At 62.9% G+C, this 12416-nt stretch carries 7 protein-coding genes; 4 read left to right on the top strand and 3 right to left on the bottom strand.

Annotated elements, in window-relative coordinates:
* Nucleotides 1-96: 96 nt before the first annotated feature.
* Nucleotides 97-1872, bottom strand: a complete 1776-nt coding sequence (locus tag TSACC_RS00430) for a tetratricopeptide repeat protein (protein WP_075077430.1) — start codon at nt 1870-1872, stop codon at nt 97-99.
* A 98-nt stretch (nt 1873-1970) separates the two neighbouring features.
* Between TSACC_RS00430 and TSACC_RS00425 the strand changes: the two genes are divergently transcribed.
* The 3 genes from TSACC_RS00425 to aroQ are packed head-to-tail and all read left to right on the top strand — an operon-like array spanning nt 1971 to nt 4716.
* Nucleotides 1971-3008 carry a sugar phosphate isomerase/epimerase family protein gene (locus tag TSACC_RS00425; protein ID WP_075077429.1) on the top strand — a complete coding sequence of 346 codons (1038 nt, stop codon included), beginning with the start codon at nt 1971-1973 and terminating at the stop codon, nt 3006-3008.
* Nucleotides 3009-3016: 8 nt separating this feature from the next.
* Entirely contained in the window at nt 3017-4174 is a 1158-nt protein-coding gene (locus tag TSACC_RS00420; RefSeq protein WP_075077428.1) for a Gfo/Idh/MocA family protein, read from the top strand.
* A 2-nt stretch (nt 4175-4176) separates the two neighbouring features.
* Nucleotides 4177-4716: a gamma subclass chorismate mutase AroQ gene (gene aroQ / locus TSACC_RS00415; protein WP_169809487.1), complete on the top strand. Its 540-nt coding sequence runs from the start codon at nt 4177-4179 to the stop codon at nt 4714-4716.
* Nucleotides 4717-4728: 12 nt separating this feature from the next.
* Here the strand turns inward: aroQ and TSACC_RS00410 are convergent, their stop codons facing one another.
* Nucleotides 4729-7245: a plasma-membrane proton-efflux P-type ATPase gene (locus TSACC_RS00410; protein WP_169809486.1), complete on the bottom strand. Its 2517-nt coding sequence runs from the start codon at nt 7243-7245 to the stop codon at nt 4729-4731.
* Nucleotides 7246-7275: 30 nt separating this feature from the next.
* Nucleotides 7276-9651, bottom strand: coding sequence for a phosphoketolase family protein (locus tag TSACC_RS00405; RefSeq protein ID WP_075077425.1), 2376 nt, complete (start codon nt 9649-9651; stop codon nt 7276-7278).
* A gap of 445 nt (nt 9652-10096) precedes the next feature.
* Here TSACC_RS00405 and TSACC_RS00400 point away from each other — a divergent pair, with 445 nt between their 5' ends.
* Nucleotides 10097-12382 (top strand): Tex family protein, encoded by a 2286-nt coding sequence (locus TSACC_RS00400; RefSeq protein ID WP_075077499.1) that lies wholly within the window; start codon nt 10097-10099, stop codon nt 12380-12382.
* Nucleotides 12383-12416 lie beyond the last annotated feature (34 nt).

The following is a 12416-nucleotide window of genomic DNA, read 5'->3' as shown; positions in this document are numbered from 1 at the left end:
TACCGGCATGGCGGTGCAAGGCGAGTCGCCAGTGGCGCTACCGCAAGTGCGCTTGCTCCGGGCGGCCCGCTCGCCAGCTCCGGCTCGCGGCGAATGCTAGTTGCCCGCTTTGGCGGAAACGGCGTTCTCGAGTTGCGTCATGTCGACATCGAGAATGCCGCCGGTCTCGGGGCGCAGAGCCTTGCGGGCAAGAGAGACGGCGCTTTCGGCCCTGGCGGTATCACCCGCTCCCTTGAGGGCCATGGCGAACGGCTCGACGATGTCGTAGAAAAAGTTGCCGCCCCCGGTTTTGCCCAGGCTGGTGATCTGTTTCTTGTATTCCTTGAAGGCCTCGTCGAACTGCTTTTGCTCGACCAGCGTGGAGAGGCGTCCGGCGGCGATGCTCACGCTCAGGTCGGAGCGCTTGTTCTTGTTCTGGTACTGAGCCTGGCGTTCCAGAGCGTCGGCGGTCGCTGCGTCGCCTTGCTCGCGGGCGACCTTTGCGAGGGCGAGCTGGTAGTCGACGCGGAGATCCCGGTAGTTGGTGAATTGCTTGCTCGCCGCTTCCAGGTTGGTGCGGCGCACGGGCAGCGAAGCCTGGGTCTTTTCCAGCACCGCGATCTTTTCATTCCAGGCATCCGGATTCTCCGGACACACAGAAACAGCACTGTCCGCGGCGCGCAAGGCCCGGTCATTCTGGCCCGAGGCGAGGAACAGCTCGGCAAAAAGAATGTCGTCCTGCGAGGCGGCGTAGAGCGGCGTATCGCGGAAGCGCTTGGCGAGGAACTGAAGCTCGTGGTCGCTGATCGGCGTCCACGTTTGCGGGTCGAGCGCTTCGCCGGTGGCGTAGTTCTGGTTTTCGTAGCGCCCACAGTCCAACTCCCACTTGTCATCGAGCTTCATGTAGCCAAACCACGCGTGACCACCGTCCACACCCTGGCCGGAGAAGTACAGGGTAGGCAATCCACGGGCCTTGCCGACCATGCAGGCAAAGTAGGCCTGGTCGACGCAGATGCCGCCTTTGGAGGAAATCTCGTCCAGCTTGTACGGGCCTTCCGTCCAGGAATATTGCTGGTTCATGAGCCGGTCGCGATCGTAGCGGATCATGGAAAAGGCCTTCGGCATCTCGGACCGCGACAGGCGCACCCGCTTGCGCGCCCAGGCAAACTCGGCAGGGTCGATTGGCGCGTCGACGAGGAACTTGAGCTGGTCGGCTTTCAGCCGCCGGATGTCGAGCAGGAGATCCTTCCCATCATTCACGCCGGTCCAGTAGGCGAAGCGCTCGGCCACGGTCTGGTTGGTGATCGGGATGAGCGACTGTGTTACCTGGTGATGCGGCCAGTAGCGGGGGAGCGGCTCGTCGTAGACCACGGCCAGCGCCAGGGCGAGAGCCTGATATTCCCGGAACTTCGCGGCATTGGCCTGATAGATTTCCTGGAGGTTTTTCAGGACCTGGGTGGCATTGTCGTCCGGCGACAACGTGGCGAAAAGCATCGTGCCGAAAGCCTCATCGGCAATCCATGCGCGAACGACAGCGGGATCGAGGATATCGGCATTGGTTCGCATGTCTGCGGATGGAGACGCGCTTTCCTGAGGTTTCGTGCCGAAAGGTTGCTCGGGTTTGGAAAGCAGGTCGGCCCATTTCCAGAGGAGCAGCCAGCTCTTGAAGGCTGTCACGCCTGTGCTGCCGGGACGCTGCGAACCGCCGGGCGCGTAGGCGGCGAGCAGGGCGGTCTGGAGTTGATCCCGGGCGGCGGGCCATCCGGTGGAGCCGAACTGCTGACGGTCCGCCGGGGTGGGAGGACGACGCAGGTCTTGGGCGCTGAGCCCGCACACAGCGGCCAGAGATAACGTGATACCGAGGATAAGAGGAGAGATTCGCAAGGCCTTCAAGGGTCGCACTTTCCCGTTTCTGGCGCAAATCGCAGGCAGGAACAAGGGGGAATCCCTCGACTTGCGCCCGGGCGGCGAGGCTGACACATTACGGCCTCATGCCCCGACCCCTCACGTTGTTTACCGGCCAATGGGCGGACCTCCCGGTTCGCGAACTCCTCCCGCTCGTCAAGTCCATGGGATACGATGGCGTTGAACTCGCCTGCTGGGGCGACCACTTCGATGTCCGCAAGGCCCTCACGGACCCGGACTACATTCCGAATCACTGGAAGCTCCTCGCGGAAAATGATCTGACCTGCCACGCGATCTCCAATCACCTCGTCGGCCAGGCCGTGTGCGATCTCATTGACGACCGCCATCGCAACATCCTGCCGCCTGCCGTCTGGGGCGATGGAAATCCCGAGGGTGTTCGCCAGCGGGCTGCCGAGGAGATGATCGCCACGGGCAAGGCCGCCCGCGCGTTTTTCGATGCCAAGCCGGGCGCGAAGGCCGGGGAACTGGCCGTGGTCAATGGATTCACCGGCTCCTCGATCTGGCACTCCATCTATGCCTTTCCGCCGACGACGCAGGCCTACTGGGACAAGGGGTTTGAGGATTTTGCGGCACGCTGGACGCCTATCCTCGACGCCTTCGACGCGCTGAATGTGAACTTCGCTCTCGAGGTGCATCCGACGGAGATCGCCTTTGATATTGTCTCCGCCCAACGGGCCATTGAGGCCGTCGACGGGCACAAGCGCTTTGGCTTTAACTACGACCCCTCGCATCTCGGCTATCAGGGGGTGGATTATGTGAAGTTCATCCGTACCTTCTCCGACCGCATTTACCACGCCCATATGAAGGACGTCTGGTGGGGCCACGGTGACGGATCAGTCGGCGTCTTCGGCGGGCACACGAGCTTTGGCGATGCACGGCGGTTCTGGGATTTTCGCTCGATCGGGCGCGGCGACATCCGCTTTGAGGATGTGATCGTTGCGCTCAACGACATCGGCTACCACGGCCCGCTCTCCGTGGAGTGGGAGGATGCGCGCATGGACCGCATCCACGGCGCGACCGAGGCGGCTCGCGCTGTCCGCGCCCTGGATTTTCCCTCCAGCGCACGCGCGTTTGATTCGGCCTTCGACAAAGCAGAGCAGTAGGATTTTTTATGGCACGCAAACTTCGATACGGAATGATAGGCGGTGGCCGCGGAGCCTTTATTGGTGCGGTTCACCGCATCGCGGCGGCGATGGACCAGCAGGCGGAACTCGTGGCCGGGGCCTTCTCCTCGGATGCAACGCGCTCGCGGGAATCCGGCGCGGATCTGAACCTCGATCCCTCGCGAGTCTACGGCAGCTATGAGGAAATGGCGGCGGCGGAAAAAGACCGGCCCGCCAGCGAGCGCCTCGATTTCGTCGTCATCGTCACGCCGAACCACCAGCACTTCGGTCCGGCGAAGCTTTTCCTGGAGAGCGGCTTCAACGTGATCTGCGACAAGCCTGTGACCTTTGACCTCAGGCAGGCCAAGGAGCTGCGCAAGGTGGTGGCAAAGAGCGGCAAGATCTTTGTATTGACTCACAACTACACCGGCAATGTCATGGTGAAGCAGGCGCGCGAGCTCGTGCGCTCCGGCTACCTCGGCGAGATCCGCAAGGTGGTGGCCGAGTACCCGCAGGGCTGGCTGAGTTCCTTCCTCGAAAAGGACGGGCAGAAGCAGGCTGCGTGGCGCACGGACCCAAAGCGCAGCGGCGCGGCGGGTTCGCTCGGCGACATCGGCACGCATGCCGAGAATCTCGCCCACTACATCACCGGGCTGGAGATCGAGAGCCTCTGCGCGGACCTTTCCACCTTTGTGAAAGGCCGCCTGCTCGACGACGACGGCAGCATTCTTGTGCGTTACAAGGGCGGCGCGAAGGGCACGCTCTTCGCCTCGCAGATCGCCATCGGCGAGGAGAATAATCTCAACATCCGCGTCTATGGCTCGAAAGCCTCCCTGGAGTGGCATCAGGAGCATCCGAACCAGCTCGTGGTGAAGTACCCCGACCAGCCGCGCCAGGTCTGGGGCCGGGGCAATGGCTACCTCTCGCCGAAGCTCCAGAAATTCACGCGCATTCCCGCCGGGCATCCCGAGGGCTATCTGGAAGCCTTTGGAAACATCTACATCGAGGCCTTCCGCGCCATCCGTGCGGCGGTTACGGGCAAGAAGGTACCGAAGGATGTGGATTACCCGACGATCGACGACGGCGTGTATGGCATGGCCTTCATCGAGACGGCGGTGAAAAGCTCCAGCCTCGGCGCGAAGTGGGTGAAATTTCCCACGCTCTGATGATGAAAACGCTGACACGTTCCTTTCTCGCCATGTGTTGCCTCGCGCTCGTCGGGGGATGCGCCACGCCTGCATCCCAGTCTTCCTTTCACCCGACGCTGCCGCAGAAGCGCATGGTCGAGCTGATGGGTAACCGGCTGGACCTCGCCTCGCAGGTCGCATGGGTCAAATTCCGCGACACTCTGCCGGTCTACGATCCGAAGCGCGAGGCGGAGCTCTTGGCTGGCCTCGTCAGCAAGGGGGAGGCCAGGGGCGTGCCTCCTTTGCAGGTCGAGGCCTTCATGAAGGCCCAGATGGCGGCTTCCCGCGCAATCCAGAAGACGCTCATCCGCTCCTGGAGCCGGGGAGGAACACTGCCCGCGTACCCGCCGTTTGACCTGAAGCGCGACATCCGGCCGAAGCTCGATGCGATCAGCGACGAGATGATCGTCCTGCTCCCCGCAGTCGGGCAGAGTCCCGCCTTTGCGTCCTACGCTGCGGCGGAACTTTCCCACCGAGGCTACCGCCGCGTGGCGACCCTCGCGACGGCTCCGCTTCGTTAAGCTAATACATCCTTACCGAGGCCCCTTCTTCGCATAGAGCGAGCCGAAGGGGCTGAGGTGGGTGCGGATGGTGGTGAAGAACGACCGTCCCTCGTGGAGATTCCAGCCGTCGAGCACGCGGTAGATCATGAGCTTCACGAAATCGAGGAGGAACATCCACGCGATGTTGTAAACCCAGACCCAGCCGATGATGTTCCACGGCAGGGCGGGCACCACGGTTCCCGCGCCGAAGCCGCAGAGAAGCACGGCGACGACCTGGGTGCCCACGATGGCGACGAAGAGCCGCATGTCGGGGAAAGGCGGTTTCCAGAATGGCCCTGTGGCCCTCGTGACAAAGAGCATCAGGTGACCTCCGGCGACGAGTTGCAGGAACATCATCGTCTGGATGTGCGGTTTATCGAGGTGGTAGATGTCCTGGCTGAGGAAGAGCAGGAGAAAGCTCTCCACCACGGCGAAGATGCCGAGGATCGAGGAGATCATGAAGATGCGCGGCATGTGCCACTTCACCGGCTGCGGGGCGGCGGAGGCATTGTCATACGCGATCGTCATGATCGGCAGATCGTCCAGCAGCGCGAGGGCGATGATCATCACAGCGCTGAGCGGGAAGAAGTCATAGCAGACTACCGCCGTGACGACGAAGAACATGATCGCGACCGTCATGGCGATGCGGTAGAGCATGTAGCTCATCATCCGCTCAAAGATGCGGCGGGCCTCCTTGATGCCGTCGATGATGACGGACAGGCCGGGAGCAGTCAGCACGAGCGCGGCCGCGGCGCGGGCGGCATCGGTTGCTCCCGAGACGGCGATTCCCACGTCGGCCTGTTTCAGCGCGGGGGCGTCGTTCACGCCGTCGCCGGTCATTCCGACGATATGCCCCGCATCCTGGAGGGCTTTCACCACGCCATATTTGTGCTCGGGGAAGACGCGGGCAAACCCGTCAACCGCCGCGATGTGGGCGGCGGCATTGGCGGGCAGTTTGTCGACCGAGGTGCCTTCCGGGAAGAGGTCGGAGGCGAGCTGGATGTTCTCGCCCATGCCGAGTTCGCCCGAGATCGTGCGGGCGATGGCGACATCGTCGCCGGTGACCATCTTGACCTGCACGCCGAGTTCGCGGGCTTCCGCGATGGTCTGTTTGGAATCCGTGCGCGGCGGGTCCATGAGGGGCAGGATGCCGAGAAAGATCCACTTGCCGCCTTCGTCCTTTCGAGCGGAGGCGAGGGCGCGCATGCCGCGGGTGGCCAGCGCGGTGACGGAATCCTCCGCCTTTTTCCGGTCGGCGTCGCTCAGGTCGCAAAGGCTGAGGATGACCGCTGGCATGCCCTTCGTGGTCTGGATGGTCCTGCCTGCGGCGTCCGTGAGCATAGCCTCCGTGCGCTTGCTCACCGGATCAAACGGAACGAAGGTTTTCAGCGTCCAGGCGCTGGCGGTTGACTGATCCTTCAGCCCGGCGGCGATGGCGAGGTCGATGGGGTCTTTGTCTTCCAGCTTGGAGGCGAGCACCCCGGCGAGGATCACGTCCTGCGCGGTCGCGCCATTCCACGGGAGGACATCGCCGAGCGTGAGCTTGTTCTGCGTGAGCGTGCCCGTCTTGTCGGAGCAAAGGATGTCGATGCCCGCGAGTTCCTCGATGGATTCCAGCCGGGAGACGATGGCCTTCTTGATGGCGAGCATCTTCGCGCCGAGGGCCATCGTGACGGAAAGGACGGCCGGCGTGGTGAAGGGAACCGCCGCCACGAGCAGGACGAGGACGTATTCCGCGAGGCCGAAGAGGCCGTTCTTCGAGAAATGCCCGCGCATTCCCGCGAGCTGATCCACGATCAGCACCGCCGCGAGAGCGAGGGTGAGGATGATGAGGAAATTCCCGATGCCGACGACGGCTTCCTGAAGGTGGGACTTGGTTCCGGCAGAGGCGACGAGCTTGGCCGTGCGGCCAAAGAAGGTGTTCGTGCCGGTGGCGGTGACGACAAGCGTCATCTCGCCCTTTTTCACAATGGAGCCGGAGTACACGACATCGCCGCCTTTTTTGGAAACCGAGAGCGATTCGCCCGTGAGCGCCGACTGGTCGATATCGAGATAATCGCCCTCCAGCAGAACCCCGTCGGCGGGAATCACGTCGCCCAGCCGCACGCGCACAATGTCGCCGGGCACGAGGTCGCGCGCTGGGACGTCACCCCAGGCGGCCTTACGCAGGGCCTTGGCGGTGAGGGCGAGGGAATTCTTCAGGGCGGAGAGCGCGTTGGACGCGGTGCTTTCCTCCCAGAATCCCAGCACGCCATTGAAGACGAGCATGAAGACGATGATCGAGAAATCCACCCAGTCGCCGATGAGCGCGGCCATCACGGCAGGCGCCTCCACCATCCACGGCAGCGGTCCCCAGAAGTAACCGAGGAAGCGCTTCAGCGCGCTCTGGCTCTTTTCCTCGATGGCGTTCGGGCCATATTTCTGAAGCCGGGCGGAGGCGTCCTCCGGGGTCAGTCCCTTGGCCGGGTCGACCGATTGCTCGGCCAGGACCTGCTGGGGAGTTTTCACGATGGGGGTGTCGTTTGACGCTGGCATAAATCAGTCCGTCCAGACCCAGTCCGCGATCTCGGGGAGGTCCTCGAAATGCTCGCGGACATAGCGGCGGTGTTTCTGGAGCAAATCCTCGGTAGCCTGGAGCAGGCGCGTTTCCTCGCCCGCGAGCCGTGGCACGTGGCGAATCACATCCTGGCAAAGGTGGATGCGGCTCATCTTATTGAGCACCACCATGTCAAAAGGCGTGGTCGTCGTGCCCTCTTCAATGTAGCCGCGCACATGGAAGCGGTCCTGATCGGGGCGGCCATGAATGAGCTGGTGCACCACGCCAGGGAAGCCGTGGAAGGCAAAGATGACGTGCCCTTTCTCCGTGAAGAGGCGGACGAAATCGGTGTGATCCATCCCGTGCGGATGCTTGTCGCGGGGCGGTAGCGCCATGAGGTCGACGATGTTGACGACGCGCACGCGCACGCTCGGGAGGTGCTGGCGCAGCAGCCACGCGGCGGCGACGGTTTCCTGCGTCGCGATGTCGCCCGCGCAGGCGAGCACGATGTCGGGTTCTTCATCCGGCGGGCAATTGCTGCACCACGTCCAGATATCCGCGCCGCGTGCGCAATGTGCCCGCGCCTGTTCCATCGTCAGGTATTGCAACTGCGGCTGCTTGTCGATGACGATGGCGTTGAGGTAGTTCGTGCTGCGGAAGCAGTGATCCGCCACGCTGAGCAGGCAGTTCGCATCGGGCGGGAGATAGACGCGGGCGACCTCGGGGCGCTTGTTGATGAGATTGTCGATGAAGCCGGGGCCCTGATGGCTGAATCCATTGTGGTCATTGCGCCAGCAGGTCGAGGTGAGCAGGTAATTCAGCGACGGCACCGGCTTGCGCCACGGGATGTGGCGGCAGTGCTCCAGCCACTTCGCGTGCTGCATCGACATGGAATCCGCCACCATGGCAAAGGCCTCGTAGGTGGCAAAGAGCCCGTGGCGTCCCGTCAGATTGTAGCCCTCCAGCCAGCCATGGCAGTTATGCTCGCTGAGCACCTCCATTACGCGGCCCGTGTGCGAGACATGGTCGTCGATGGCGATGAGCGGACTGACGAAGCAGCGGTCGGTGACTTCAAAGACCGCGCCGAGGCGGTTTGAGTTCGTCTCGTCCGGGCAGAAGAGGCGGAAGTTATGCGGGTTCCGCTTGTAGAGATCGCGGAGGAATTTCCCGAGTTCGCGCGTCGACTCGATGCGTTCCTTTGCGGGCGAGGGGACCGGCACGGCGTAATCGGAGAAATCCGGCAGGTCGAGCGGGATGGTGAGCTTGCCGCCATTGGCATGAGGGTTTGCGCCCATGCGGTGATCACCCGCCGGGGCGAGGGCATACAGGTCGGCGCGGAAGGTTCCGTTTTCGTCGAAAAGCTCCTCGGGTCGGTAGCTATGCAGCCACTCCTCGAGCATCTTCAGATGGGTGGGATTTTCCCGCACCGTGGAGAGCGGCACCTGATGAGCTCGGAAGGTTCCCTCCACCGGCAGACCGTCGACGACCTTCGGGCCGGTCCATCCCTTGGGCGTGCGCAGGACGATGGCCGGCCAGACCGGGCGGGTGGTAAAGCCGTTTTCGCGGGCTTCCTTCTGGATGGCCTGGATCTTGAGGATGGCGGTCTCCAGGCAGACGGCGAAGTCCCGGTGAACCGCCGCCGGATCGTCGCCCTCCACGAAATGCGGCTCGTAACCATGCCCCTCCAGGAAGCGGGCGATATTCTCGTCGCTCTCGCGTCCCCAGACGGTGGGGCCGGAGATCTTGTAGCCGTTCAGGTGCAGGATGGGGAGCACCGCGCCGTCGCGCTCGGGGTTGATAAAGCGGATGCCTTTCCAGCTTCCCTCCAGCGGGCCTGTCTCCGCCTCGCCGTCGCCTACCACCGCCGCAACGATAAGCTCGGGATTATCCATCACTGCGCCAAAGGCATGGACGAGGACATAACCCAACTCGCCGCCTTCGTGGATGGAGCCGGGGGTGGTTGCGCTGACATGGCTCGGGATTCCTCCCGGCGTGGAGAACTGGCGGAACAGCTTCAGCAGTCCCGCCTCGTCGCGGGTGATCTCGGGGAAGAACTCCGTGTAGCTCCCCTCCAGATATACATTCGCCACCAAGGCCGGGCCGCCGTGGCCGGGCCCCGCCATGTAGACGACATCGAGACCGTATTGCTTGATCAGCCGGTTGAGGTGGACGTAGACGAGATTCAGTCCCGGCGACGTGCCCCAGTGACCGAGCAGGCGGGGCTTGATATGATCGACCGTGAGCGGCTCCTTCACGAGCGGGTTCGCCTTGAGGTAAATCTGCCCGATGTTGAGATAGTTCGCGGCCCTCCACCAGGCGTTCATCTTTTCGATCAGTTCATCGGAAGGGGCGGAGACCTGGGGAATCGAGGGTTTCATGGTAGGCTATCGCGGGGAATGCAGGGATTGGCTCCTTGCTCGGCAAACGCACTGCCCCTTCCGGAGAATACTGTCCGGATTGATACCCCTCTCGCGTCTGGGATTGAAGATTTTCATCAATCGGCCAACTGGCCTGAGGATGCCCTCGGGGGGGGATGGCGAACAAGAAAATAAGAAAAACTTATAATTGCAATCAGTTCTCAGGCTTGTTTTTCCACGGGATGCTCCGAGATGTGGGAAAAATCGGAAGTAATGCGGGCATGTGGCACCGGGATTCTACGTAATCCGGGAGTTTTCCAACGGCCTCCGGTTTGGGGAAGCCTCGCCAGAGTTGATGAATTCTACCATGGAAGCCGACGGGGGTTGGGCAAGCGAGAAATGGAATTTTCTCCTCATTGACTCCACGCGGAATTGGCGCAACATGACGCACCCTTTTTCTCCCGCAATGATCGAAAAATACGTACTGAAAGTTACCCAGGAACTGAAGCTGCAGCCCCGTCAGGTCGCCGCGACAGCGATGCTCCTGGAGGAGGGAGCCACGGTGCCCTTTATCGCGCGTTACCGCAAAGAGCGCACGGGTGAGCTGGACGAAGTGCAGATCACCTCGATTCGCGACCGCCTCGAGCAGCTCGTCGAGCTGGATAAGCGCCGCGAATCCATCGTCTCCTCGCTGGAGGAGCGCAAGCTTTTGACCGAGGAACTCAAGGCCAAGATCGACGGCGCCGAGACGCTCGCGACGCTGGAGGATATCTACCTGCCCTTCCGCCCGAAGAAGCGCACCAAGGCCACTGTCGCCAAGGAGCGTGGCCTGGAGCCGCTCGCCGACATCCTCTGGGCGCAGGACGCCACGACCGACCCGGTGGCGGAAGCCGCTCCGTTCGTCGACGCCGCCAAGGAAGTGCCGGACGCCGAGGCCGCGCTGGCCGGAGCCCGCGACATCATCGCCGAGCGCATCAACGACGACGCCGAGGTGCGCGCCAAGCTGCGCGACCTTTACCTCACCAAGGGCGTGCTGAAATCCAAGGTCGCCCTGGGCAAGGAAGAGGAGGGCGCGAAGTTCAAGGACTACTTTGACTGGAGCGAACCCGCCGCCACCGCGCCTTCGCACCGCATCCTCGCCATTCGCCGTGGCGAGTCCGAGGGGTTCCTGTACTCCCGCCTTACTCCGCCGGAGGAGGACGCGCTCACTATCGTGGAAAACCTCTTCGTGCGCGGCAAATCGCCCGCCGCCGAGCAGGTGCGCCTCGCCGCGCAGGATTGTTACAAGCGTCTCCTCGGTTTCGCCATGGAGGCCGAGGCCCGCATTTTCTTCAAGAAGAAGGCCGACGAGGAAGCCATCCGCGTTTTCGCTGAGAACCTGCGCGAGCTGCTGCTCGCTTCGCCGCTGGGCCAGAAGACGATGCTCGCCATCGACCCGGGCTTCCGCACGGGCTGCAAGGTGGTCGTGCTCGATCGCCAGGGCAAGCTGCTCGAGAACGAAGTCATCTACCCCGAGAAGAGCACCCGCGAGCAGGTCGAGGCCGCCGAGGTGTTGCACTCTCTCGTGAAGAAGCATCACATCGAGGCCATCGCCATCGGCAACGGCACGGCGTCCCGCGAGACGGAGGCTTTTATCCGCAAGATCAAGCTGCCGACCTCCATCCCGGTCGTCGTGGTCAACGAGTCCGGCGCGTCGATTTACTCGGCCTCGGAGGTTGCCCGTGAGGAATTCCCGAATCACGACATCACCGTGCGCGGCGCGGTCTCCATCGGTCGTCGTCTCATGGACCCGCTGGCGGAGCTGGTGAAGATCGACCCGAAGTCGATCGGTGTCGGTCAATATCAGCACGACGTCGACCAGAATGCGCTCAAGCGTTCCCTCGACGACATCGTCATCTCCTGCGTGAACAACGTGGGCGTGGAACTCAACACCGCGAGCAAGCACCTGCTGAGCTACGTATCGGGCCTCAACTCCCGCACCGCCGCCAGCATCGTCGAGCATCGCGATGCCAATGGTCCCTTCAAGAGCCGCAAGGAACTCCTCAAGGTCGCCAATCTCGGACCCAAGGCGTTTGAGCAGGCGGCGGGCTTCCTGCGCATCCGCGACGGCGAGGACCCGCTCGACGCGAGCGCCGTGCACCCGGAGCGTTACGAACTCCTCAACAACATCGCCCGCGACATCGGCGCGACGGTTTCCGAGCTGCTCAAGGACGGCGTGAAGCGCAACAAGATCGACCTGAAGAAGTACGTCACGGACGACGTCGGTCTGCCGACCCTCAACGACATCATGCAGGAGCTGGCCAAACCGGGCCGCGATCCGCGCCAGCAGTTTGAGGCGTTCAGCTTTGCCGATGGCGTCGAGAAGCTGGAGCAGCTCCAGCCGGGCATGAAGCTCCCGGGCATCGTGACCAACGTCACGGCCTTTGGCGCTTTCGTTGACATCGGCGTGCATCAGGACGGTCTCGTGCACATCAGCCAGCTTTCCGACCAGTTCGTGAAGAATCCTGCGGACGTGGTGAAGGTGGGCCAGAAGGTCCATGTCACCGTCATGGAGGTCGATCTCGCCCGCAAGCGCGTCGGTCTCTCCATGAAGAGCAAGCCCGAGGCCGCTCCCGCCCGCAAGCCGGGTGAGAAGCGCCAGGAAGGCAACTCCCGCGACGTGGATCGCCATCGCTCCGGCAACCGAGGCGGGGGAGGCGGCGGTTTTGGCCAGGTCGACTGGTTCACCGCGGCCATGAACAAGAAGCACTAGACATCTTTGCAAGAGTCACCCGCCTGAAATTCCA

It is taken from the genome of Terrimicrobium sacchariphilum, from assembly GCF_001613545.1.
Taxonomy (GTDB): Bacteria; Verrucomicrobiota; Verrucomicrobiia; order Chthoniobacterales; family Terrimicrobiaceae; genus Terrimicrobium; species Terrimicrobium sacchariphilum.
The sequence above is the reverse complement of the archived record's forward strand: the minus strand, read 5'-3'. Positions and strand labels throughout refer to the sequence as shown.

Coding starts and splice junctions, on each gene's coding strand:
- TSACC_RS00425 (WP_075077429.1), top strand. CDS start 1,971: ATGCCCCGACCCCTCACGTTGTTTACCGGCCAATGGGCGGACCTCCCG.
- TSACC_RS00420 (WP_075077428.1), top strand. CDS start 3,017: ATGGCACGCAAACTTCGATACGGAATGATAGGCGGTGGCCGCGGAGCC.
- aroQ (WP_169809487.1), top strand. CDS start 4,177: ATGAAAACGCTGACACGTTCCTTTCTCGCCATGTGTTGCCTCGCGCTC.
- TSACC_RS00405 (WP_075077425.1), bottom strand. CDS start 9,651: ATGAAACCCTCGATTCCCCAGGTCTCCGCCCCTTCCGATGAACTGATC.
- TSACC_RS00400 (WP_075077499.1), top strand. CDS start 10,097: ATGATCGAAAAATACGTACTGAAAGTTACCCAGGAACTGAAGCTGCAG.